Source organism: Sulfitobacter sabulilitoris (genome assembly GCF_005887615.1).
GTDB classification, from domain to species: Bacteria; Pseudomonadota; Alphaproteobacteria; order Rhodobacterales; family Rhodobacteraceae; genus Sulfitobacter_E; species Sulfitobacter_E sabulilitoris.
This window is the reverse complement of sequence record NZ_VANS01000002.1, coordinates 506502-530414: the sequence shown is the minus strand read 5'-3', so window position 1 is coordinate 530414 and position 23913 is coordinate 506502. Positions and strand designations below refer to the sequence as shown.

Sequence of the window (23913 nt, the reverse complement as noted above, 5' to 3'; positions counted from 1 at the left end):
ACAATCATAGCCAGACTTGCTTTGGGTTCCACAGACAAAAGCGGAGACATCAGATGACTGACGCAATGACCGACCTCAAGAGCCTGCTCAAGGATCCCACACTGTTTGAAACCCGTGCCTATATCGGCGGCGCCTGGGTCGACGGCGACGACGGCACCTTTGACGTGACCAATCCCGCGCGCGGCGACGTGATCGCACAGGTGGCCAACCTGAGCCGCGCACAGGTTGCCGGCGCCATCGCGCAGGCCGAAGCCGCGCAAAAGGAATGGGCCAGCTGGACCGGCAAGGAACGCGCCGCCGTGATGCGCAAATGGTTCGACCTGATGATGGACAACGCCGACGATCTGGCGACCATCCTGACCGCCGAACAGGGCAAGCCCCACGCCGAAGCCAAGGGCGAAATCGCCTATGGCGCATCCTTCATCGAATTCATGGGCGAGCAGGCCAAGCGCGTCTACGGCGAAACCATCCCCGGCCACCAGCGCGACAAGCGTATCACGGTCATCAAGCAGCCCATCGGCGTGGCCGCCTCGATCACCCCGTGGAATTTCCCCAACGCGATGATCACCCGCAAGGCCGCCCCCGCGCTGGCCGTCGGATGCGCATTTGTGGCACGCCCGGCCAAGGAAACACCGCTGAGCGCGATCGTCATGGGCATCCTGGCCGAACGCGCGGGCATCCCCGCCGGTGTCTTCAACGTGGTGCCTTCGGCGTCATCGTCCGAAATCGGCAAGGAATTCTGCGAAAACCCGGCAGTCCGCAAGCTGACCTTCACCGGCTCGACCGAGGTGGGGCGCATCTTGCTCAAGCAGGCGGCCGATCAGGTCATGAAATGCTCGATGGAACTGGGCGGCAACGCGCCCTTCATCGTCTTCGACGACGCCGATCTGGACGCGGCGGTCGAAGGCGCGATGATGTGCAAGTTCCGCAACAACGGCCAGACCTGCGTCTGCGCCAACCGCATCTACGTGCAGGCGGGCGTCTATGACGAGTTCTCGAAAAAGCTGAAAGTGGCGGTTGAAAACCTCAACGTCGGCGACGGGCTTGAACCCGGCGTCACGACCGGCCCGCTGATTAACCAAGACGCGGTGGCCAAGGTCCGCGAGCATATCGAAGACGTCACCAAGCACGGCGGCAAGATCCTGACCGGCGGCGACACGCATGAAAAGGGCGGCACCTTCTTCCAGCCGACAATCGTGACCGGCGTCACACAGGACATGAAGGTCGCGACCGAGGAAACCTTTGGCCCGCTGGCGCCCCTGTTCAAGTTCTCGGACGAAGACGAAGTGATCGCGATGGCGAACGACACGATTTTCGGTCTTGCCAGCTACTTCTACGCCAAGGACCTGAGCCGCGTGTACAAGGTGGCTGAGGCGCTGGAATATGGCATCGTCGGCGTCAACACCGGCATCATCTCGACCGAAGTCGGCCCCTTTGGCGGGGTCAAGCAATCGGGTCTCGGCCGCGAAGGCAGCCATCACGGGATAGAGGACTACCTCGAGATGAAATACATCTGCATGTCGGTGTGATGCTCCCTGCTTCCAAATGGCGGTAAATACCGCCGCCGGAGGCACCGGGATCAGCATCGCTGATCCCCCTTTTCAAATGAAATGGCCCGGAGCATCTGCTCCGGGCCTCCGCATTTCTAACGGATCACCGTTCAGTTGACGGCTTTGCCTTCGACCACGTCCTTTTCGATCTGCCTGGACGACGCGATCTCGATCTGGCGAGGCTTCAGCGCTTCGGGCACTTCGCGGGCAAGATCGATGTGCAACATCCCATCGACATGCGTGGCGCCTTTCACCTGCACGTGATCGGCCAACTGGAACCGGCGCTCGAACGCGCGGGTCGCGATGCCGCGATGCAGGTAGGTATGCTGTTCGCCGGTGTCCGCCTTGCGGGCCGAGACGATCAGCGCATGTTCACGCACTTCAACCGACAGATCGTCAGCGGAAAAGCCCGCGACAGCGATCGAAATACGATAGGAATCCTCGCCGGTCTTTTCGATGTTGTAGGGCGGATAGGTCGGCTGCGGGGTGTCGTTGGTCAGCACCCGGTCCATCATGTCCGCAATCTGGTCGAAACCGACAGTGGCACGGTAAAGGGGGGCAAAATCAAGTGTTCGCATGGGTGTCATCCTCTTGGTCTGAGCGATAAGCGTTACAGGCCCTCCAGCTTTGGACGGGCTCGGTTTTCAGGATGTCGAAGCCCGTTGCGGCACCTCGACGCTTTAGATCTGGGAACGAATTTTCGGCTTTCAAGACCCTCAGGGCCGGATGAATTTCGCCCCGCCGGCGGTTGTTCTTGCACCCACCGCGATCCTGCGCTGCCGGGCGACCGGGCCGGTGCCCGCCGCCCGCAACTGCCGTTTCAGGTCGGCGACGACCCGCGGCAGGGCCATGCCGAACATGACCTGCTTGCCGCCCATTCTGCCGATTCCCGAAACCAGCGATATGATCCGTCCCCGACCGTTCAAATGGCTGAAGACAGGCGCGCCGGAAGACCCAAAGGTGACATCGCAATCCATGGCCAATACGTCACCACGGATCTCGAGCATCTGACAGACCTTTTGCCGCGATGGCAGTGTCTCGCGTCCTCGACCGTAGGACACCACGCTGACGGGCCCCGGCGACACCGCGCCGCCATGCAGCACAAACGGGTCAAGCTGGGACGTCGGGATGGGCCGGGCAAGACGAAGAAGGGCAACGTCGTGGCGAATGTTCTCCATGGTCAGACCGCGGTCGGGCCTGTACCCGTCGTGCACGGCGATCTGCAGGATCTTCCGCTCCGCCGCGACGGTCTGCGCCCGCAGGCCCGCGCGAAATGTCAGGTCTTGTGCATTGAGCAGCGTTCCGGCCCCCGGATCATATACGCAATGCGCCGCCGTCAGAACCGTGTCGGGGTCGATCAACGTTGCGGTGCAAAAGCCGATACCGCCCGCGTCCAGCCGTCCGACCGCCTGCCATGCCAGTGCGTCGTTTGCGCCGCGCAAGCCCTTGAGCCCGGTATTCGACTGCGCCATTGCCACGCCCGCCGCGATCAGCGAAATGACCAAAGCGCCCAAGAACATGGCCACCTTCCCAGGTCGCCTAGGGTTTGACAAACTTCGCCCCGGTATCGCGCCGCGCATCGCCGACACGCAAACGGCTTGCTCCGGGTCCGGCCTCCTGAAACACGCCTTTGCCTGCGACCATTTCAGCCTGCAAACGGGCCAGAGGGGCGCCCAAAGACGTCCCCAGAGACACGTTTTCTCCGTCTACCTCAGCCTTGGCCGACACCACGGACACGATATGCGCGGCACCGCCCGAAAAGGTGAAAATCGGGGCGCCACTGGATCCGAAATCCACGGAACAGGAGGTCACAAGAACCCCCTCCTGACGCGCCAGAACGGTGCAGACCTCCTGCAGCGACGGCGCCTCGGACCGGTCCTTTGCATAGCTCACGACCCCGACGCGATCGCCCCTGCGCGGGCGCTCGGCCGTTTCAAAGGGGGTGATGGTCGTATTGCGGATCGGCTGATCCAGTTCCAGCAGCGCCAGATCGTTGCGCACCCGTTCCGAAGACACCTCGCCGTCATAGACGTAGTCGGGGTGCACCACGGCGCGTCGGACATTGCGATAGGCAGATGCGCGCCCATTGCGCCATCCGGCCAGAAATTCGACCGTCTCGTGGTTGATCCGCTCTTTCGTACGGTGGTCGTACAGACAATGCGCCGCCGTCAGCACCAGACGCTCGGCGATCAACGCGCCGGTGCAAAATCCGCTTCCGTTGATGTCCAGCCGCCCCACGGCTTCCCATGCGCCGCCATCCACCCCGGTATCCATGCGCTTGACCCGGGCATCTTGCGCAAACGCACTCGACGTCACGGCCAGAGCCATAAAAGAAAGAGCAATCCAGCGCCGCACGAACCATATCCTTTTTAATTCAACATGGCGTCGTGGTAGCGGCAAGTTGCGGCGAAAATAGGGCAATGCGCTAACGCAGAATAGGAACTGCGGGTTTCCGCTCATCGTCGGCGTCAAGCGCGGGGGGCCGTGGCCCGCCAGACGCCCAGTCGAGCAATTCGACCGTGTGCACCACCGGCACGCCGGTGCCGCTGCCGATCTGCATCATGCACCCGATATTCCCGGCCGCAATGATATCCGGGGCCTTGGCCTCCAGCGTGCGAATTTTGCGTGTTTTCAGTTGCTTGGATATTTCTGGCTGCATCAGGTTATACGTCCCTGCCGATCCGCAGCACAGATGCGGATCGCTGGGTTCCACCACCGTGAACCCTGCCCGTTTCAACAAATCCTTGGGGTATGTCTTTATCTGCTGACCGTGCTGAAGCGAACACGCGGCGTGATAGGCAACCACCAGTCCCTGCGGCACGGGATCGGATTTCGGCGCGGCATCCGTTCCGGCAATCTTGTCACGAGCGGGGCGCGCGGCGGCCACTTCCGGCGTATCGCGCGACAGTTCGATCAAAACCTCCGACACGTCCTTGGCGATGGCCGAAACACGTTCGGCATCCTGTGCCAAGGGGTCGTTGCGGAACATGTGACCGTAGTCCTTGACCGTCGTGCCGCAGCCCGAGGTGTTGATCACGATCGCGTCCAGCCCCTCGGCGTCCATCTCCGTCGTCCAGGCCCGGATGTTTTTTGCCGCCGTTGCGTGGCTCTCGGCGGTTTTTCCCATGTGATGCGTCAGCGCGCCGCAGCACCCAGCCCCTTCGGCGACGACAACTTCGCATCCCATGCGCGTCAGCAGACGGATGGTGGCATCGTTGATGTCGGTGTTCAGCGCCTTCTGCGCGCAACCCGTCATGAGCGCCACACGCTTGCGGCGCGGGGCGGCGGCCTGAAAGGTCTGCGGGTCGTCATTGCGGCTGACCGGCGGAATCCTCCTCGGCGCCATCTCCAGCATCGCCCTGAGCCGCGCATCCGGCATCGCCCAGGCAAAGGGCCGCCCGATTTTGGCGCCCAGCAAGGCAATGCGGAACCGTGTGGGATAGGGCAGAATCCGCGCCAGGATCCACCGCAGCGCGCGGTCCGAAAACGGGCGTTTGTACGTCTGCTCGATATAGTCGCGGGCATGATCGACAAGGTGCATGTAATGCACGCCGCTGGGACAGGTGGTCATGCACGCCAGGCACGACAGGCAGCGGTCGATGTGCTTGACGGTCTTGGCATCCGGAACGCGGCTGTTCTCCAGCATGTCCTTGATCAGATAGATGCGCCCGCGCGGGCTGTCCAACTCATCGCCCAGCACCTGATAGGTGGGACAGGTCGCCGTACAGAACCCGCAATGCACGCAGGACCGCAAGATCTCGTTGCTGCGCTGGATCGCAGGATCCTTCAGCTGTGTCTCTGTGAATGTTGTCTGCATTTATTCCGCCACTTACCCTGTCACCATATGTGCCGCGGCAAACCCGAACCACGGCACCGTCGTTGCTATCGCGCCGCCAACCCGCGTCAACCGGATCATGCCCCGCCGCGAATCAAGCCGTCGCAGGGCCTGCGCGCCCAGCGCCATGACGGCGATCCAGGCCAGCCAGATCAACGTCAGCGCCACGCCGGTCGCGGCTCCCGTTTCGCCAAAGACCGCCCGCAGGCCCATGGCACCCGCGATGCATGCCGCAGTGATTCCCACAAGCATCATCGCCTGCCGTGGCACCGGTTGCACGACGGTCAGCGCGGCAAAGATCGCGGGCCCCGCGCCAAACACGACGGCGAACGCCAGCGCCAGCATCAGGCCGCCGATCCCATCAAGCCGGGGTTGAGGATGCCGCGCGGGTCGAACCGCGCCCGCAACCCTGCGGTCAACTTCGCCACGCCGCTGGCTTCGGGCTGGAACACCGGCACCTTTGCGCGCGTCTCGGCCGTGCCTCGCACCAGCGTCGCATGACCGTCGAACGCCCCCAGCCGCGATCGCAGATCCGTACCCTCGGACACGCGCAACCAGATCAAACCGCCCGCCCAGTCGAACACGCATCCCTGAGCCTGCGCGCGGGCCGCCAGCGCCGGACCGTCAGATGGCTTGCACGACACCCGCCAGACATCGCCGGCTATGCCGTGAAAAGCCGCCACATCCCGGACATCGGCCCAGATCCTGACCGTCGATGCCGCGTCTGCACGCTCCACCCGCGCCCCGAACCCGGAAAGCAACATCTGCAATTGCGTCAACCGGTATGCCACCGACGCCTCGAAGCCTTCGACGCGCAACATCGTCGTCGGCCCCCCGTCGGGGCCCTCCGGCAAATGCGACGCGCCGCTCACCTCGAAGGGCGACCCAAGCGCCGCCGCCATCGCGCGCACCGCATCCACCTCGTTCAGCCCCTGCAAGACCAGCGTCGCCTGCGTCTCCGGTGTCGGCAGGACCTTGAGCGCGACTTCGGTCAATACGCCCAGCGTCCCCCAGGACCCCGCCATGAGCTTGACGAGGTCATAGCCCGTCACGTTTTTCATCACGCGCCCGCCGTTCTTGACGATATTGCCAGCGCCGTCCACGAACCGCACGCCCAGAGCGAAATCACGCGCGGCACCTCCCTGAATCCGCCGCGGCCCGCTGATATTGCCCGCAATGACGCCCCCGATCGTCGGCGCGCCGGATGTGCCCATCAACCCGCGATGATCCATCGGCTCGAACGCCAGCCGCTGATGCTCCGCGGCCAATGCCGCCTCGACATCGGCCACCGGCGTGCCTGCCGCCGCGACCAATGTCAGCGCGCCGGGCTCATAAAGCGAAACGCCACGGATCCCGCTGACATCCAGAACGTCACCTTGCGGCGCGATACCGCGGGTGCCGCCGCCCTTGACGGCGAGCGGGCCTGACGCTGCAGCGATCACCTCGGCCAGGTCGTTTTCGGTTTCAGGTTTCATGTATCTTTGGCCTCAAATACCTGGAGGGGGGCGGGGGGCTGTCCCCCCGATGGGTCCGGCGCACGCGCCGAAGGCTTATTCCGCGGCCAATGCGGCCGTACCGCGCCGCTGTTCCGATACCGCCAGCGGGAACACCTTGGCAGGGTTCAGCAGCCATTGCGGATCGAACACGTCCTTGACGGCCATCTGCGCCTCAAGATCGGCGGGCGCATATTGCACCGTCATCAGATCACGCTTCTCGATGCCCACACCATGCTCGCCGGTCAGACAACCGCCTGCCTCTACGCACAGCTTCAGGATCTCGGCGCCGAATTCCTCGCAAAGCTCCAGATCGCCGGGCTTGTTGGCATCGAACAGGATCAGCGGATGCATGTTGCCGTCGCCCGCATGGAACACGTTGCCGACCTTGAGCCCGTATTCCTTCGACATCTCGCCGATCCGCCGCAGGACGAACGGCAGCGACGACACCGGGATCGTGCCATCGAGACACATGTAGTCGTTGATCTGACCCATTGCGCCAAAGGCAGATTTCCGGCCCAGCCAGATCGCGGCGCTTTCCTCGGCGGACTTGCTTTCGCGCAACTCGACGGGGTCGTGTTTGCGCGCGATCTCCATGATCAGTGCAAGCTGAGCATCGATCTCCGCGTCCGATCCCTCGACCTCGACGATCAGCAGCGCCTCGCACATCGGGTAACCGGCATGCGCAAAGGCCTCCGTCGCCTCGATGCAGGGGCGGTCCATGAATTCGATCGCGACCGGCAGGACACCGGCCTTGATGATATCGCTCACACAGGCGCCCGCGACCTCGTTGTCGTCGAACCCCATCAGGACGGGCCGCGCGCCCTCGGGCTTGTGCAGAATCCGCAGTGTCGCTTCGGTCACGACACCCAATTGCCCTTCGGAGCCGCAGATCAGCCCCAAAAGATCAAGCCCGCCCGCATCCAGATGCGCGCCGCCGATCTCGACCACCTCGCCATCCATCATGACCATTGCCACACCCATCAGGTTGTTGGTCGTCACACCGTATTTCAGGCAATGCGCGCCGCCGGAGTTCATCGCGATATTGCCCGCAATGGCACAGGCAAGCTGGCTTGACGGATCGGGCGCGTAGAAAAATCCGTTCTCCTCAACGGCGCCGGTCACGCTCAGGTTCGTGCGCCCGGTCTGAACCCGGATAAAGCGGTTGTCGTAATCGGTTTCCAGCACCTCGTTCATCCGCGCCACACCCAGGATCACGCAATCCGCGGTGGGCAACGCGCCCCCGGCCAGCGACGTGCCCGATCCGCGCGGGACGACCGGAACACCCTCTTCGTGGCAGATTCGTAGCACATCAGATACCTCGCGCGTGCTGGTGGGCAGCACGGCAACCATCGGCGGGCACCGGTAGGCGGTCAGCGCGTCACATTCATAGGCGCGGGTCTCGGCTTCGTCATGGATCACGGCGTCCCGCGGCAAAACCTTTTGAAGCCGTTCCACCACACGCGCCTTGCGCGCCAGAATTGCACTGTTCGGTTTTGGCATTTCCATGGTGTCACCCTCCGTTTGGTAAATTAATATTACCAATTTCCCTTTTTAGCAAGATCAAACGCGCTGCGCTTTGGTGCGCACGGCCTGGGGCGCAGCGCCGCTCACGCGAACTTGCGCGATCGGTCGCCGAAAACGCTCGCATTATCGCACCGACCCCTTAAGTAGGCGTCACCACGTCCCCTTGATCGATTGTTTGAATACTCATGCGACCTATCGCCTTTGCCATCGGCCTTTGCATCCTGCCTGTGACCGCCTTCGCGGAACCGCCCGTCATCGAAAACGTCGCTGCAACCCGATCGGGCGGCACATGGCGCTTTGACGTGACGATCCGCCACCCCGACAGCGGATGGGACCACTACGCCGACGGCTGGCGCGTTCTGGACATGAACGGCAAGGAACTGGCGATGCGTCCGCTGGCGCATCCGCATACCGACGAGCAACCCTTTACCCGGTCGCTGTCGGGCGTGACCGTGCCCGCGGATGCCGCGCAGGTCCAGGTGCAGGCGCGCGATTATCCCAACGGCTGGAACAGCGACACCACGGTAGTGACGTTGAAATAGGGCCCGGCCCCGGCCGTCACACCCTGTGATAGGGCGATCCGGCAAGGATCGATGCGGCGCGGTACAATTGTTCGGCCAACATCACCCGCACCAGCATGTGCGGCCAGACCATCTTGCCAAAGGACAGCGCATGATCCGCCTCGGCGCGCAGCTCTGGCGCGATGCCGTCGGCGCCCCCGATGATTAGCGCCAGGTCACCACGCCCGGCATCGCGCCAGTCGCCCAGCCGCGCGGCGAAATCCGGCGACGGCTCGACCTTGCCGCGTTCATCCAGAACACAGATCAGGGCACCTTGCGGCACGGCGCGGCGCAAAAGCTGCGCCTCGGCCTCCATGCCGCCCCCGCGACGGTCCTCGATCTCGACCACGCGCGCAGGCCCAAGGCCCAGCGCCCGTCCCGTCCGGTCGAACCGGGTCAGGTAATCATCGATGAGGATCTTTTCCGGTCCGGCGCGCAAACGCCCCACCGCGCAGATATGCACACGCATGGGATGCCCTTACCCGGACCTATGTGTCAGCTTGCCGCGACGCCGGGGCCGCCGACGGGCTGCCACATCTTTTCAAGTTGATAGAATTCACGGACCTCGGGACGAAAGACATGCACGATCACGTCGCCGGTATCGATCAGAACCCAGTCGCCGGTATCCTTGCCCTCGATCTTGGACGTGCGGCCATATTCGTCCTTGATGGTCTGCGCCAGCTTCTCGGAAATCGCCGACACCTGCCGGGTGGACCGCCCCGAACAGATGACCATGTAGTCGCCGATCGCCGTCTTGCCGCGCAGATCGATCTGCACGATGTCTTCGGCCTTGTCGTCGGTAAGTGATTTGAGAATCGTCGCCAGCAGCGCATCGCTTGTGGCAGTGTCGGGTACGGTCGCCATCAGCGCCGGACCTTTGTCCGCGGATTGACCCGCGTCAGCATGGAATGACAGGACATTGTCCTCCTAATTGCGCGCCGCCGGACCCCCGGCGCTGGGGCATACCAAATAATAGCAAGACAGGGCCGGTTTTTCAATGACACGCCGCCCGTCACGCCGCTTCTGGCGCGCAGCGTCACATACGGGCGTCATCAACCGCCGTCCAGCGCAATCAGGCTGCCGGACGACGTCGCTTTGCGGAAAGATCCTCGAACGCGCGGCGCCATTGCGCGTCGATCCGGTCGATCGCCGAGACATCGAATTGGCCCTCGTGTTCCCAATAGCGCCCTGACGGCACGACATATCCAAGCGCCGCTTCCTCCTCGAGGATCGAACGGGTCGCATCGCTGACGCGCGCCTTGAGGGGGTGCCGCAGGTCCTGTGGGGCGGCGCGGTCGAACACCAGGCGGCTTTCACCGCGCGACAGGTTCACGCAGGCGCAGCCCTGCCCGGCCGCGATCAACGCCAGCCGGGCGGATTTCGCGCCCAGATCGCGCAGGGTGATTTCCTGGCGCAGGGGATCGGCCGTGCCGGTCCCGTAAAAATGCGTCTGTCCCGTCGCGGGATACACCATGTCGCATCCCAGAAATGCCATCACCCGCGGCCGCAGGGCATGCAACGCCCAGTAGGCCGCCGTATAGGCCATCGTGCCACCCGCATATACAAAGCCGCCATAGGCGTTCTGCGCCGGAACAAAGGACCGCGCGTCGATCAGGCGCTGGTGCGGCAGCGTCTCATGCGGCAGACGGTCGTCGGGAAAATCCTCGGGAAAGACCAGATCGTCCCAGTCGGGGCGCACACGCCACGCGTTGTTGATCGCGACGATACGGTCGAACCACGCGCGCGGCCATCGGGCGCTTTGGGTGACATTCGGGCCGCTGCCCAGCACAAGAACAACATCCTGCGCGGCGTATGTGCCTGCCCCGGACGCCACTGACCCGGCTTCTTTTTCCAACGTCATCAACTGGTTCCCTGCCACGACTGTGCGGTGCGAAGGTAGGGCTCGCACGAACGACGGCAAGCGGGGCTTGTCAATCGGCCGCAGGCGCCGAAAGCCGGACCGATTGACGATCGTCCTGCACGGGTCCGCCCGCGTCGCCCAGCATGCGCACTTCGCGTTGCGGGAAGGGAATGGATATGTCGTGTTCCTTGAACGCATCCCAGAGCGCGAGGTACACGTTGCCGCGAATGTTGGTCAGCCCGCCAGTGGGGTCGCGGATCCAGAAGCGCAGGATATAGTCAACGCTGCTGTCGCCGAAACCAACGATATGGCACACCGGCAGCTTTGGGTGCGCCAGCACCCTGTCCACCTTGGCTGCCGCGTCGATGGCGATTTTGCGAACAAGATGCGGGTCGTCGCCGTATGCCGTGCCGAAATAGATGTCCAACCGCACGAAATCGTTGGAATGCGACCAGTTCACCACCTGACCGGTGATCAGGTCTTCGTTCGGGATCAGGTATTCCTTGCCGTCGCGGGTGACCACCGACACATATCGCGCGCCCAGCGAATTGATCCAGCCGAACGTCTCGCCCAACGAGATCACGTCCCCCGGCTTGATCGACTTGTCGAGCAGGATGATGACCCCCGACACGAGGTTCGACACGACCTTTTGCAGACCGAAACCAAGGCCGACACCGATGGCGCCCGACAAAACGGCAAGCCCGGTGAGGTCGATCCCCACCGCCTTGACCCCCATGAAGAAGGCAATGCCATACAGCACGATCTGCACGCCCTTGACCGCCAGCACCTGCATCGAGGGGCTGATGTCCTCGTTCTTGCGGATGCTGGAGGCGGTCGTCGTGCTGACGATGCGCGCCATCGTGAACAGGATCCCGATGACCACGATCGCCGTGATGATCGTCAGCAGCGACAGGCGGAAATCGCCGACCTCGAGCGCGACATCGTCGAGGAAGGCCGCCGCCTCGTCCGCGACATTCAGCAGGTAGAGTGTTGCATAGACCCACAGTGCATACATGACCAACCGCCGCAGCGGGCGATTTCGCACCAGTCGCGCGGCATAGGCGATGCCCACCCAGACCGCCGCCAGCGTCGCGGCGAGACCGATGATGTAACTGCGCGATGGCCAGGTGATGTTCTGCATCACCAGATAGACGGCATAGGCCAGTGCCGCGAACCAGATCAGACCCAGCCGCCGCTTGACCTGCACCACCACGCGCAGCTGCCACTTGGACCAGCCTTCGCGCTTGCGCACGTACTCCTGCAACATCTGGCCGGACACCCGGTGCAGGAGCCACGACACCAGCGCCAGGCCGATCAGGATCAGGATCTGGTTCTGCCGCCATCCGGGGCTGAGCACACTTTGCACGAAGGTCAAAGCCCCGTTGATCATCGCCTGAAGCGATTCCGAAAACTCGACGTAGGGTTCAAGGTCCGGGTTCATGCACTGTCCTTTTGCCCGGAATCGTTGCACGAACCAGTTGCGGCGCGCAACCCACCAGCCCTTGCAGGACAGGCTATTGCGCTGTATCTGATGCGGCATGACACGTGTATTTGATCTGGTATTCGATCTGGGTGACCGCGCGCGGCTGCGCGAACGGTTTTTCGGTGCCACGCGCACGGTGCTGGCCCGGCTATAAGCCGCGCGATCCGCGCAGCCTTCTGTCACCCGACCACCTGATCCAGACCATCACCAAAACGGGAGTGGACCCATGTCCCCCAAGACGCTTTACGATAAAATCTGGGATGCCCATGTCGCGCACGAAGCCGACGACGGCACCTGCCTTCTGTATATCGACCGGCACCTCGTGCACGAAGTGACGAGCCCCCAGGCCTTTGAAGGGCTGCGCATGACGAACCGCACCGTGCGCGCCCCCGACAAGACGATCGCCGTGCCGGACCACAACGTGCCCACCACGCTTGACCGCGCCAAGGGCATCGAAAACGAGGAATCGCGCATTCAGGTGGATGCGCTGGACAAGAACGCCAAGGATTTCGGGATTCACTACTACCCGGTGTCCGACGTCCGCCAGGGCATCGTGCATATCGTCGGCCCCGAACAGGGCTGGACCCTGCCGGGCATGACCGTGGTCTGCGGCGACAGCCACACCGCCACCCATGGCGCGTTCGGTGCGCTGGCCCACGGCATCGGCACGTCCGAAGTCGAACACGTTCTGGCCACCCAGACGCTGATCCAGAAGAAATCCAAGAACATGAAGGTCGAGATCACCGGCAAACTGCGGCCCGGTGTCACCGCCAAGGACATCACCCTGTCCGTCATCGGTGAGACCGGCACCGCCGGCGGCACCGGTTATGTCATCGAATACTGCGGCGAAGCGATCCGCGATCTGTCGATGGAAGGGCGCATGACCGTCTGCAACATGGCGATCGAGGGCGGCGCGCGCGCCGGCCTGATCGCACCGGACGAAAAGACGTTCGAATACTGCATGGGCCGCCCCCACGCCCCCAAGGGCGCCCAGTGGGACGCGGCGCTGGACTGGTGGAAGACGCTTCAGTCCGACGATGACGCGCCCTGGGACAAGGTGATCACCCTCAAGGGCGAGGACATCGCGCCGGTGGTCACATGGGGCACCTCGCCCGAGGACGTTCTGCCGATCACAGCGACCGTTCCCGCGCCCGAGGATTTCAAGGGCGGCAAGGTGGATGCCGTGAAACGGTCGCTCGACTACATGGGGCTGACCGCGGGCATGAAGCTGTCGGATGTCGAGATCGACACGGTGTTCATCGGGTCATGCACCAATGGCCGGATTGAGGACCTGCGCGCCGCGGCCGCGATCCTCAAGGGCAAGAAGATCAAGGACGGCCTGCGTGCGATGATCGTGCCCGGTTCGGGCCTTGTGCGGGCGCAGGCCGAGGAAGAGGGCCTTGCCGATATCTTCAAGGACGCGGGATTCGAATGGCGTCTGGCCGGGTGTTCGATGTGTCTGGCGATGAACCCTGACCAGCTGTCGCCCGGCGAACGCTGCGCGGCCACATCGAACCGCAACTTCGAAGGGCGCCAGGGCCGGGGCGGCCGCACGCACCTGATGTCGCCCGCGATGGCGGCGGCGGCGGCGATCACCGGAAAACTCACCGACGTGCGGGAGATGATGTAATGGAAAAATTCGACAAACTCACAGGCATCGCGGCCCCCATGCCGATGATCAACATCGACACCGACATGATCATTCCCAAGCAGTTCCTCAAGACGATCAAGCGGTCGGGCCTCGGTGTTAACCTGTTCGACGAGATGCGCTATGATGACGACGGCAAGGAAATTCCGGATTTCGTGCTGAACAAGGACGCCTACCGCGATGCGCAAATCATCGTTGCGGGCGATAACTTTGGCTGCGGATCGTCGCGCGAACACGCGCCATGGGCGATCAAGGATTTCGGCATCAGTTGCGTCATAGCGCCCAGTTTTGCCGATATCTTTTACTCAAACTGCTTCAAGAACGGCATCCTGCCGATCGCCCTGCCGCAAGAGCAGGTCGATATCCTGATGAAAGACGCGGAAAAGGGCGCCAACGCGCGCATGACCGTCGATCTGGAGACCCAGACGATCACCACATCCGACGGCGAGGTCATCACATTTGACGTGGACCCCTTCAAGAAGCATTGCCTGATGAACGGGCTGGACGACATCGCGCTGACGCTCGAAAAAGCCAAATCCATCGACAGCTTCGAATCCCAGGCAAGCCAGGCGCGCCCCTGGGTCTGAGGATACGGGCCCGACCCCACATGGCGGTCGGGCCTGATTAACCTGCAAAACATGTAGATAGTGGACGCCTGAGCGTGACCCACAACATCTTGCGCGGCGCCTAAAAATCGCCCTGAAATTGATGCAAGAACGCACCACCCCCACCTTCAAAATGCCCCTTACTTTAAGTCTTGTGCAGCAACGGCCTTGAGGACTGTGACGAAAGAAGGCACAAATTGGGCAAGAATGAGGCAGACCCCGCACTGACGGGGCATCAAGTTGGAACAAGAGCGCGGCACTGCATCGCGTCTGGCCAGTTTGAAGGGATAGAGTAGTGTTAGCACGCATGTCAGGTGCCGCGATGCGCGGCCTGTTGGTCGCTTTGTTGATCGCCACTCCGGCGCTCCTGCTGCCGGGCGTTGCTGCTGAATCCTCGCAAATTGTCGTTCTCGTGGCGCTTTTGGCTTCCTTCATGACCTTCGTGGAATATTCGTCCCGTGCACCCAGCATCGTCGAATTCCGCGATGCCGCGCCGTTCAACCGTCTGCGCTTCGTCTCGCTGTTCTTTACCGTCTTCTTGCTGTCGGCCATCGCCAAGGGCACCAGCGAGCCGACGCTGATGTCCAACGCGTTGACGTCGCTGGGCAAGATCATCGGCAACGGCATAGATTTCCCGTTCTCGCCGGTGCGTCTCATGGTGCTGATGCTGCCCGCCGATGCCGACACGGTTGTCGTCAACATGGTGCGCACCGCCTCCGGCTTGGCCTACCTCATATCGCTCGTGGCGATGACGGCGTTCCTGATCCTCGTGCGCGGCCTGAACTGGCCGGCGCGCAACGGGGCATTCAACGTCTGGGTCAACCTGCCGCTGTTCAACCCGACGGTGGGCGGCGATGTTCTGTTCCGACTGCAGCGGGACGCGCGGGTGAATATCGTTCTGGGCTTCCTGCTGCCGTTCATCATTCCGGCAGTGGTCAAGGCCACGGCCAATCTGATAGACCCGATCTCACTTGAGAACCCGCACACTTTGATCTGGACGGTTAGCGCATGGGCCTTTCTTCCTGCCAGTATGATCATGCGCGGCATCGCGATGAACAAAGTCGCCGAAATGATCGAGGAAAAGCGACGCCGCGCCTACGCGAACGCCGAGGACGGTACGTTTCAGACAGCCTGAGCGCGCTTGCCTGTCTGGCGTTTGTCACAACGGGTGCCAGCGCGGACCCCCTTCGCATCGCCACCTACAACACCGAACTGGGCCGTGACGGCCCCGGCCTGTTGTTGCGCGACATCCTGCGCGGCGACGACCCGCAGATCACCGCAACGCTCGCGATCCTGACAACCGCCGCCGCGGATATCGTCGCGTTGCAGGGCTTCGACTACGATCTGACCGGTGCGGCCCTCGGGGCGTATCAAACCGCACTGCGCGACCGCGGACTGGACTACCCCTACAGCTTTGCCATCCGCCCCAACAGCGGCTGGCAAAGCGGGCTCGATCTTGACGGTGACGGAAGGTTGGGCGGCCCCGGCGACGCGCAGGGATATGGCCGGTTTTCCGGCCAGAACGGCATGGCCATCCTGTCGCGCTTTCCGATCGCCGCAAAGGATGTTCAGGATTTCAGCCCCCTGCTGTGGCGCGATCTGCCCGGCGCGCTGCTGCCTGAAACCGATGAGGGCCCATACCCAAGCGCGACCGCGCTGGCGGCTCAGCGCCTGTCGAGCAAGGGACACTGGATCGTACCTGTGGACGTGCCGGGCCTGGGCCGGGTTCACCTGATGACCTTTCACGCCAGCCCGCCGGTGTTTGATGGCCTCGAAGACCGCAACGGCAAACGCAATCACGATGAGACAGCCTTTTGGCTGGCCTATCTGGATGGCGCCTTTGGCATCGTGCCGCGGGACAGGTTCATCTTGTTGGGCGACGCAAATTCCGACCCCGTGGACGGCGATAGCCGCAAGTCCGCAATCGTCGGCTTGCTGGGCGACCCCCGGCTGCAGGACCCCGCACCGGTCAGTGCAGGCGGCCGTGACGCGACAGGCGATGCGGGCGACACCGTGGATTGGGACGACCCGCAACCGGGAAACCTGCGGGTGGATTATGCCCTGCCATCAACCGACTGGACCGTCTTGCAAAGCGGAGTGATTTGGCCACCAACGGATGATCCGTTGGCAGCCGTGGCAGAATCGGCCAGCCGCCATCGCCTCGTCTGGGTCGATCTAGACCGGCCCTAGGCAGCCGGGGCCAACGCGGCCTGAACCGTGCCACGTGGCGGATAGGCCTTGTCGATGGCGAAATCGAGCGCCTTGACGACGTCCTCCATCCTCGGCCGGGCAAAGGGAGCAGTCTGGACCCAGCTTGCATAAAGCGATCCGTCCGGCCGGACGTAAAAGATGCCCGGCTCGTTGAACATCGCCGGCTCCTCGCTGCCGTCGCGGGCGCTGGATATGTACAACCCCCAATCATCCCGTGCGTCCGACAAGGCAAGGGAATGCGCGACCCTCACCTTGGACACACCGGCCTTTTCCACCGTTTTGACCGCCTTTTCGGCGGGATCGGCAGAGACAAGGACCACATCTACCTCACGCTTTTCGAACTCGGGCAGCATCTGCTCGATTTCGCCCATCTGCTTGATGCACAAGGGGCAATGCAAACCGCGGTAGAACACGACCAGCGTGCCGTTGCGGCCCTGGGGCTTGGAGAGATCGAAGGGGCCATGCGACAGGGTGGGCAGGCGCAGGTCGGGGGTTTTGGTGTCTGGGAAAATCATCGTGCCTCCTTGGCGGTCATACGAAAGGTTTAGGCGCTTGACCCCTTTGGGGCGCACCGTTACCTCAAAACGCAACAGTTCCCTCAGGAGTTCCATCATGTCCAATCCTTCGCTTCTTATCCTGCCCGGTGACGGGATCGGCCCCGAAGTCATGGCCGAGGTCCGACGCATCATCGGCTGGTATGGCGACAAGCGCGGCATTCATTTCGACGTGACAGAGGATCTGGTTGGCGGCATCGCCTACGACACGCACGGAACACCGCTGCACGATGACACGATGGCCAAGGCCCAGGAGGTTGACGCGGTCCTGCTCGGCGCCGTCGGCGGGCCGAAATACGATGCGCTGGATTTCAGCGTAAAACCCGAACGTGGGCTTTTGCGCCTGCGCAAGGAAATGGACCTGTTCTCGAACCTGCGCCCCGCGCAGTGCTTTGACGCGCTGGCCGATTTCTCGTCGCTGAAAAAAGACATCGTTGCCGGCCTCGACATCATGATCGTGCGCGAACTGACCAGCGGCGTCTATTTCGGCGAACCGCGCGGGATCTTCAAGGAAGGCAACGAACGGGTCGGAATCAACACCCAGCGCTATACCGAAAGCGAAATCGACCGCGTCGCCCGCTCCGCGTTCGAACTCGCGCGCAAGCGAAACAACAAGGTCTGCTCGATGGAAAAGGCCAACGTGATGGAATCCGGCATCCTCTGGCGCGAGGTGGTGCAAAAGGTCCATGACGAAGATTATCCCGATGTGGAGTTGAGCCACATGTACGCCGACGCGGGCGCGATGCAGCTGACCCGCTGGCCCAAGCAGTTCGACGTGATCGTCACCGACAACCTCTTCGGCGACCTGCTGTCCGATCTCGCGGCGATGCTCACCGGGTCATTGGGTATGCTCCCCTCCGCAAGCCTCGGCGCGCCGATGGCCAATGGTCGGCCCAAGGCGCTTTACGAACCCGTGCACGGCTCCGCCCCCGACATCGCCGGTCAGGGCAAGGCGAACCCGATTGCCTGCATCCTCAGCTTTGCAATGGCGCTGCGCTATTCGTTCGATCAAGGCGACGAAGCCGCCCGGCTTGAAACAGCCGTGGAAAAGGTGCTGGCCGACGGCGCGCGCACGGCGGATTTGATGGGCGCCGAGGGCGGCACACCGATGTCGACTGCGGAAATGGGCGATGCTGTCCTGGCGGCACTCGACGCGAGCCTTTGATCCCTGCGACGGGCGCGCCACATCGGTGGCGCGCTGAACTGCCCGCATCACCAGGGCTTGCCAAATCCTCGGGCGCGCAGTATCTGGCATCCACGGTCGGGCTGTAGCGCAGCCTGGTAGCGCACCTGCTTCGGGAGCAGGGGGTCGGAGGTTCGAATCCTCTCAGCCCGACCAACTCTTTCAGACGACCGGCCCACCAGGCCCTGCGCGAACACCAAGGTCGTCATCCGGTATCCTTCAGCAAAACCATCGCCACCCGCGCCCGCATTTGTGAATTTTCCGCAGGAAAATCACAATGGCTTGTCGCGCGGCAAAGCCGCTCCTTTGGGACACGGGCTTTCAATGGTGACCCCGGCAGGATTCGAACCTGCAACCTGCCCCTTAGGAGGGGGCTGCTCTATCCAGTTGAGCCACGGGGCCGACGGCTGCGGGTTTAGACCACCACGCGCCTCTTGTCATCGCCCCATTTGCACGTAAATTTCAGGTCGCTTGATCGCGCTCCCGCCAATAGGGTAGCAAGGATCATCCCTAGACAGGACAACGCCTTTGACACGTCCAACCAAACGCCCGCTCACGCTGCGCGATGTATCCGATGCCTGCGGCGTGTCCGAAATGACCGTCAGCCGCGTGTTGCGCAAGCGCGGCGATGTATCCCAGGGGACCCGCGACCGGGTTCTGGCCGCCGCCAAAGCGCTCGGCTATGTCCCCAACCAGATCGCCGGGTCGCTGGCATCGCAACGGGTCAACCTGGTCGCGGTGATCATTCCCTCGTTGTCCAACATGGTCTTTCCCGAGGTGCTCAACGGTGTGAACAGCGCGTTCGAGGACACCCCCCTGCAACCCGTGGTCGGCGTCACCGACTACCTGCCCGAAAAAGAAGAACGCGTTCTTTACGAAATGCTGTCATGGCGGCCCTCTGGGGTGATCATCGCCGGGCTGGAGCATTCCGAGGCCACCCGCGCCATGCTGCGCAACGCAGGTATCCCAGTGGTCGAAATCATGGATGTCGATGGCACGCCGGTGGATGCGATGGTGGGCATTTCGCACCGTCGCGCGGGCCGCGAAATGGCGCGCGCCATCCTCAAGGAAGGCTACAGCAAGATCGGTTTCATGGGTACCAAGATGCCGCTCGACCACCGCGCGCGCAAGCGGTTCGAAGGGCTGACCGAAGGGCTTGCCAAGGCCGGGATCGAAATCGAGGACCGGGATTTCTACTCCGGCGGCTCCGCGCTCGCCAAGGGCCGCGAGATGACCCAAGCCATGCTCGAGCGCTCGCCAGATCTGGATTTTTTGTATTATTCCAACGATATGATCGGCGCGGGCGGGCTGTTGTGGCTATTGGATCAAGGGGTCGATATCCCCGGCCAGATCGGCCTTGCCGGGTTCAACGGCGTCGAATTGCTGCAAGGGTTGCCGCGCCAATTGGCCACGATGGATGCCTGCCGGGCCGAGATCGGGCGCGCGGCGGCCAAGATCATTCTTGATCGGACAGATCCGCAGGGCGACGATGCCGCACCGGCGCATATCACACTGACCCCGACCATTTCGCCGGGGGACACGCTGCGCCGCAGTCGTCGCGGATGAACCGTCTCGTGCTCGACAATGCGCAGGCGCGGCGCATCTTTCTGGATCGGCACGCCCTGTCCGAGGCGCCACAGGGCGACGCGCGCGGCCCGGCGCTGCTTGGACTGATCGAACGGCTCGGGTTCGTTCAGCTCGACAGCATCAACACCCTGGCGCGTGCGCATGATCTGATCCTGTTTTCCCGCCGTCCGCGGTATCGGCCCAAGGCGCTAAAAACACTCTACGAAAAAGACCGCGCTCTGTTCGAACACTGGACCCACGACGCCGCCGTGATCCCGATGGGATACTACCCCTACTGGCACCTGCGCCGGCAACGTGATGCCGACCGCCTGCGCGAGCGATGGCGTGATTGGCGGCGCGATGGCTTCGAGGCGCGGTTTCAGACGGTTCTTGACCAGATCCGCGACCACGGCCCGGTCTCATCCTCGGAGGTGGGCACGGGCGAGGCCCGCGGCAGCGGCGGCTGGTGGGATTGGCACCCGTCCAAGACGGCACTGGAATACCTGTGGCGCAGCGGCGCGCTTTGCGTCGTGGGGCGCGAAGGGTTTCAGAAACGCTATGACCTGACCGAGCGTGTCCTGGAGCAGTCGGTCTGCGACCCGGCCCGCGCGCCCGACCACCGCACCACCGTGAACTGGTGCTGCTCGGGCGCGCTGGATCGCCTTGGCTTTGCCACGCCCGGCGAACTGGCCGCCTTCTGGGATCATGTGACCATGACCGAGGCCAAGGCATGGTGCACATCGGAGCAGGCCGCAGGCCGGTTACAGCCGGTCACGATCATCGGCGCGGACGGCACCCCGCGCGACAGCTTTGCGCGTCCGGAGATCGCCGCCGATCCGGCGTTGGAAATCGCCCCCACAAAACGGCTGCGCGTGCTCAGCCCCTTCGATCCGGCGCTGCGCGACCGCAAGCGGGCAGAGCGCCTGTTCGGATTCGATTACCGCATCGAGGTCTTCGTGCCGGCCGCCAAGCGAACATACGGCTACTACGTCTTTCCCGTCCTTGAAGGCGACCGGCTGGTCGCGCGCGTCGACATGAAAGCCTTTCGCGACCGCGACACCTTGCAGGTTCGCGCGCTCTGGCCAGAGCCGCGCGTGCGCTGGTCCAAGGGGCGCGCCGCCGCGTTCGAGGCGGAAGTGCAGCGCCTGACCAAATTGGCAGGTGTGTCACAGGTCGCATTCGACAATGGCTGGCTGCGCGCGGATTAATCCAGCGCGTCAAACTGCGTCGGCGCAAGCGCTTCATGAAACCAGCGCAGATACGTGTAGATGGAATAGACCGGTCGCCCGGTGGCGCGCTGAATATCGGGCGCATAGGGCACCATGTTGGTGCATTCCAACAGCAGTGCGCCGATCTCGGGCACCTGTGCCGTCACCCTGCGCGCCGCGGCCACGAGGTCGGCCCGCGCCGAAGCCACATCAAGCGATGCACGGTTGTCCAATATGGTCCGCGCAAAGCTGCTGTCCTCGACGCCGACGATGACTGAATCGCGCGGCACGCCTGCCCGGTCAAGATGGGCGCGCGTCAGGCTGGCCGCCGAAATCGTGAGAATGCCGACGCGCTGTCCCGGCGGCAAAGCGGCCTGAACCTGCGCCGCCTGTTCCAGCGCCGAGGCGGCGACCGGAACGCGCAAGGCCTGTGCCAGACGCGGCCGGATCAACGCCAGGAACCCGCAGGTCGTGGCAATGCCGGTACAGCCCCCGTCCACCAATCGATGCCCTGCATCGACAAAGGCCTGCACAAAGGGTTCGGGGTCGTCGCGAACGATCGCCTGCGGCGTCGCACCTTCCACAACGGCATATCGAACCGCGAATGGCCACGTCGACGGATTGCCGACATCGCCCTGAATACGCGGAAAGGCCGTGTCGAGCATCAGGATGCCCAGCCTCGCGGCCACGTCAGTAGGTCGTCGCGGCGCGCGCGGCCTGATCGTATTGCCCCGACATCAATCGCAGCAGCGACGCAAGCCGACTGACCTGTTCGGGCTCCAGCCCCAGATCACCAACGGCGCGCAGCAGCAGCCCTTCGCGAATTTCGCGGTAATGTTCGCAGGTGGCCGCGCCCTTTTCGGTGACGGCGACGGTCTTTTCCTTGCCTTGCCGCCCGTCGCGCACCAGCCCCGCCTTGATCAGCTTCTTGACGGCATAGTTCACCGTGTGGGTATCCTCGATGTTGAGCACCAGACAAATATCGGCAAGCTTCTTTGGCCGGTCGCGATGATACACCGAGTGCAGCACAAGGACATCCAGCGCGCCAAGTTCTGGATAGCCTGCCATCGCGATGGCGCGCACCATCCAGCGATGGAACGCATTGCCCGCCAGCGTCATCCCGAACTCCAGTTCGGAGATTTCGGGAAACGATCCGCTGGCCAGATGCGCGGAAGAGACGACAGGGCCCAAGTATGTATCAGACATACGCCGCAGCCTGCGCCATTCTGATAATTTGTCAACAATTTGTTGACGTGTTGTGAAAGTTGGTGAGTAATGACGCTAGGGAATCATCGCGAAAGACGAAATCACGTGACGGACGCCGCCGCAGACACCCCCGACCGGACCCCCCAATGACCCAGCATGTCGCGGTCATCGGCGCAGGGATCGTCGGCGTATCCACCGCGATCTGGCTGCGCCGCCTGGGCGCGGACGTGACGTTGATCGACCGCGCCGCCCCAGGCACGGGCACATCGCACGGCAACGCCGGCGTGCTGGCCGCCTGCTCCGTCACGCCGGTCACGTCGCCCGGCCTGCTGACCAAGGCACCGGGGATGTTGCTGTCGCGCGATGTGCCGCTGTATCTGCGCTGGGGATACCTGCCGAAACTGGTGCCTTGGCTGCTGCGCTACCTGAGCCACGCCACCGATTCCGAAACCCGCCGCATCGCGCGCGCCCTTGCCCCGATCACCGCCGATACCGTGGCGCAGCACAAGGCGCTGACCGACGACCTGGGATTGGAGCGGTGGATCAACGACAGCGACTACGTGTTTGCCTATACCGACCGCGCGGCGTTCGACCGCGATGCCTATACGTGGTCATTGCGCGGCGATGCCGGGTTTGCGCCGGATCTTATCGAAGGCAATGCCGTGCGCGACTATGAACCGGCGCTTGGGCGCGACATCACCTGCCTGGCCGTGATGCGCGACCACGGGTTCATTGCCGATCCGGGTGGGTATGTCGCCGCTCTGGCCCAGGCGTTTCGCAACATGGGCGGCAAGGTCATCGTGGCCGAGGTCAAGGATTTCAACCTGAGCGACGGCAAGATCGACACCATCGAAACGACCGAGGGTCCGATCGCCTGCGATGACGCGGTGCTGGCCACGGGCGTGTGGTCAAAGCCGTTGATGGCCAAACTGGGCCTACGTGTGCCACTGGAAAGCGAACGCGGCTATCATATCGTGTTCGCCGACGCCACGGGCGGACCGTCGCGGCCCACAATGATCGCCGCGGGCAAATTCGTCGCCACCCCGATGACAGAAGGGCTTCGCTGCGCCGGGGTCATCGAATTCGGCGGGCTTGCGGCAGAGCCGTCGCGCGCCCCCCTCGCGTTGCTGCGCGCACAGGCCGAAGCCGCCTTTCCCCACCTGCAAGCGCAGCGCGAAATCGAATGGCTGGGGCACCGACCCGCCCCCAGCGACAGCCTGCCCCTGATCGGGCAGGTGGGCACGACACGGGTCTATACGGCCTTCGGGCATCACCACATCGGGTTGACCGGCGGACCAAAGACAGGCCGACTGTTGGCCGGTCTGATCGCCGGCTCACCGGCAAACACCGATCTGACGGCGTACCATCCACAACGGTTTGCCTGACGCACCAAAAACGACACACCAAACAACCGGGAGATTGA

General features: G+C 63.4%; 25 protein-coding genes and 2 tRNA genes. 12 read left to right on the top strand and 15 right to left on the bottom strand.

Going from position 1 to position 23913, the window contains the following annotated elements:
- Positions 1-53 precede the first annotated feature (53 nt).
- Positions 54-1529, top strand: a complete 1476-nt coding sequence (locus FDT80_RS10905) for an NAD-dependent succinate-semialdehyde dehydrogenase (protein WP_138662302.1) — start codon at positions 54-56, stop codon at positions 1527-1529.
- A gap of 131 nt (positions 1530-1660) precedes the next feature.
- Here the strand turns inward: FDT80_RS10905 and FDT80_RS10900 are convergent, their stop codons facing one another.
- The 7 genes from FDT80_RS10900 to FDT80_RS10870 all read right to left on the bottom strand — a co-directional run bounded on the left by FDT80_RS10900 (position 1661) and on the right by FDT80_RS10870 (position 8387).
- Positions 1661-2128 (bottom strand): Hsp20 family protein, encoded by a 468-nt coding sequence (locus FDT80_RS10900; RefSeq protein ID WP_138662301.1) that lies wholly within the window; start codon positions 2126-2128, stop codon positions 1661-1663.
- Positions 2129-2266: 138 nt separating this feature from the next.
- A complete protein-coding gene (locus tag FDT80_RS10895; protein WP_138662300.1) occupies positions 2267-3070 on the bottom strand; it encodes a trypsin-like serine peptidase in 804 nt (267 codons plus the stop codon).
- Between the two features lie 19 nt (positions 3071-3089).
- Positions 3090-3878, bottom strand: coding sequence for a trypsin-like serine peptidase (locus tag FDT80_RS10890; RefSeq protein ID WP_138662299.1), 789 nt, complete (start codon positions 3876-3878; stop codon positions 3090-3092).
- Positions 3879-3975: 97 nt separating this feature from the next.
- Positions 3976-5367 carry a glycolate oxidase subunit GlcF gene (gene glcF / locus FDT80_RS10885; protein WP_138662298.1) on the bottom strand — a complete coding sequence of 464 codons (1392 nt, stop codon included), beginning with the start codon at positions 5365-5367 and terminating at the stop codon, positions 3976-3978.
- A 12-nt stretch (positions 5368-5379) separates the two neighbouring features.
- Positions 5380-5730: a hypothetical protein gene (locus tag FDT80_RS10880; protein WP_138662297.1), complete on the bottom strand. Its 351-nt coding sequence runs from the start codon at positions 5728-5730 to the stop codon at positions 5380-5382.
- Positions 5730-6860, bottom strand: coding sequence for an FAD-binding protein (locus FDT80_RS10875; RefSeq protein ID WP_138662296.1), 1131 nt, complete (start codon positions 6858-6860; stop codon positions 5730-5732). The genes FDT80_RS10880 and FDT80_RS10875 overlap by 1 nt, the downstream gene beginning before the upstream one ends.
- 75 nt (positions 6861-6935) lie before the next feature.
- Positions 6936-8387, bottom strand: coding sequence for an FAD-linked oxidase C-terminal domain-containing protein (locus FDT80_RS10870; protein ID WP_138662295.1), 1452 nt, complete (start codon positions 8385-8387; stop codon positions 6936-6938).
- 203 nt (positions 8388-8590) lie between these two features.
- Between FDT80_RS10870 and FDT80_RS10865 the strand changes: the two genes are divergently transcribed.
- A complete protein-coding gene (locus tag FDT80_RS10865; protein WP_138662294.1) occupies positions 8591-8947 on the top strand; it encodes a hypothetical protein in 357 nt (118 codons plus the stop codon).
- Positions 8948-8963: 16 nt separating this feature from the next.
- On the opposite strand, the gene rlmH is transcribed toward FDT80_RS10865, so the two are convergent.
- From rlmH to FDT80_RS10845, 4 genes are all read right to left on the bottom strand, one after another.
- Positions 8964-9434, bottom strand: a complete 471-nt coding sequence (gene rlmH / locus FDT80_RS10860) for a 23S rRNA (pseudouridine(1915)-N(3))-methyltransferase RlmH (RefSeq protein ID WP_138662293.1) — start codon at positions 9432-9434, stop codon at positions 8964-8966.
- Positions 9435-9460: 26 nt separating this feature from the next.
- Positions 9461-9829 (bottom strand): ribosome silencing factor, encoded by a 369-nt coding sequence (rsfS, locus tag FDT80_RS10855; RefSeq protein ID WP_138662292.1) that lies wholly within the window; start codon positions 9827-9829, stop codon positions 9461-9463.
- 208 nt (positions 9830-10037) lie between these two features.
- Positions 10038-10826, bottom strand: coding sequence for a hypothetical protein (locus FDT80_RS10850; RefSeq protein WP_246039923.1), 789 nt, complete (start codon positions 10824-10826; stop codon positions 10038-10040).
- Positions 10827-10896: 70 nt separating this feature from the next.
- Positions 10897-12267: a mechanosensitive ion channel family protein gene (locus tag FDT80_RS10845; RefSeq protein ID WP_138662291.1), complete on the bottom strand. Its 1371-nt coding sequence runs from the start codon at positions 12265-12267 to the stop codon at positions 10897-10899.
- Between the two features lie 97 nt (positions 12268-12364).
- Between FDT80_RS10845 and FDT80_RS18985 the strand changes: the two genes are divergently transcribed.
- From FDT80_RS18985 to FDT80_RS10825, 5 genes are all read left to right on the top strand, one after another.
- Positions 12365-12463 (top strand): isopropylmalate isomerase, encoded by a 99-nt coding sequence (locus tag FDT80_RS18985; protein WP_212733850.1) that lies wholly within the window; start codon positions 12365-12367, stop codon positions 12461-12463.
- Between the two features lie 72 nt (positions 12464-12535).
- Entirely contained in the window at positions 12536-13939 is a 1404-nt protein-coding gene (leuC, locus tag FDT80_RS10840) for a 3-isopropylmalate dehydratase large subunit (RefSeq protein WP_138662290.1), read from the top strand.
- On the top strand, positions 13939-14544 hold the full coding sequence (leuD, locus tag FDT80_RS10835; RefSeq protein ID WP_138662289.1) for a 3-isopropylmalate dehydratase small subunit: 606 nt from the start codon (positions 13939-13941) through the stop codon (positions 14542-14544). Before leuC ends, leuD begins: the two co-directional genes overlap by 1 nt.
- Positions 14545-14857: 313 nt before the next feature.
- Entirely contained in the window at positions 14858-15697 is an 840-nt protein-coding gene (locus FDT80_RS10830) for a hypothetical protein (protein WP_138662288.1), read from the top strand.
- The gene (locus FDT80_RS10825) at positions 15694-16752 is read left to right on the top strand and encodes an endonuclease/exonuclease/phosphatase family protein (RefSeq protein ID WP_170311856.1); all 1059 of its coding nucleotides are present in this window, start codon (positions 15694-15696) and stop codon (positions 16750-16752) included. Before FDT80_RS10830 ends, FDT80_RS10825 begins: the two co-directional genes overlap by 4 nt.
- Here the strand turns inward: FDT80_RS10825 and FDT80_RS10820 are convergent.
- Positions 16749-17288 carry a redoxin domain-containing protein gene (locus tag FDT80_RS10820; RefSeq protein WP_138662287.1) on the bottom strand — a complete coding sequence of 180 codons (540 nt, stop codon included), beginning with the start codon at positions 17286-17288 and terminating at the stop codon, positions 16749-16751. The two genes, FDT80_RS10825 and FDT80_RS10820, sit on opposite strands and share 4 nt — an antisense overlap.
- A gap of 97 nt (positions 17289-17385) precedes the next feature.
- On the opposite strand from FDT80_RS10820, the gene leuB reads away from it, so the two are divergent.
- On the top strand, positions 17386-18492 hold the full coding sequence (gene leuB / locus FDT80_RS10815; protein ID WP_138662286.1) for a 3-isopropylmalate dehydrogenase: 1107 nt from the start codon (positions 17386-17388) through the stop codon (positions 18490-18492).
- Between the two features lie 97 nt (positions 18493-18589).
- Positions 18590-18666 (top strand) — tRNA-Pro (locus FDT80_RS10810).
- Positions 18667-18835: 169 nt separating this feature from the next.
- Here FDT80_RS10810 and FDT80_RS10805 read toward each other — a convergent pair.
- Positions 18836-18912, bottom strand: a tRNA-Arg gene (locus FDT80_RS10805).
- A 126-nt stretch (positions 18913-19038) separates the two neighbouring features.
- Here FDT80_RS10805 and FDT80_RS10800 point away from each other — a divergent pair.
- Positions 19039-20076, top strand: a complete 1038-nt coding sequence (locus FDT80_RS10800) for a LacI family DNA-binding transcriptional regulator (protein ID WP_138662285.1) — start codon at positions 19039-19041, stop codon at positions 20074-20076.
- The gene (locus tag FDT80_RS10795) at positions 20073-21284 is read left to right on the top strand and encodes a winged helix-turn-helix domain-containing protein (RefSeq protein ID WP_138662284.1); all 1212 of its coding nucleotides are present in this window, start codon (positions 20073-20075) and stop codon (positions 21282-21284) included. The genes FDT80_RS10800 and FDT80_RS10795 overlap by 4 nt, the downstream gene beginning before the upstream one ends.
- Here FDT80_RS10795 and FDT80_RS10790 read toward each other — a convergent pair.
- Positions 21281-21949 carry an aspartate/glutamate racemase family protein gene (locus tag FDT80_RS10790; RefSeq protein ID WP_138662583.1) on the bottom strand — a complete coding sequence of 223 codons (669 nt, stop codon included), beginning with the start codon at positions 21947-21949 and terminating at the stop codon, positions 21281-21283. The genes FDT80_RS10795 and FDT80_RS10790 overlap by 4 nt on opposite strands.
- Before the next feature lie 25 nt (positions 21950-21974).
- Positions 21975-22490, bottom strand: a complete 516-nt coding sequence (locus FDT80_RS10785; RefSeq protein WP_138662283.1) for a winged helix DNA-binding protein — start codon at positions 22488-22490, stop codon at positions 21975-21977.
- Positions 22491-22636: 146 nt separating this feature from the next.
- Between FDT80_RS10785 and FDT80_RS10780 the strand changes: the two genes are divergently transcribed.
- Positions 22637-23875 (top strand): NAD(P)/FAD-dependent oxidoreductase, encoded by a 1239-nt coding sequence (locus tag FDT80_RS10780; protein ID WP_138662282.1) that lies wholly within the window; start codon positions 22637-22639, stop codon positions 23873-23875.
- The last annotated feature ends 38 nt before the right edge of the window (positions 23876-23913 follow it).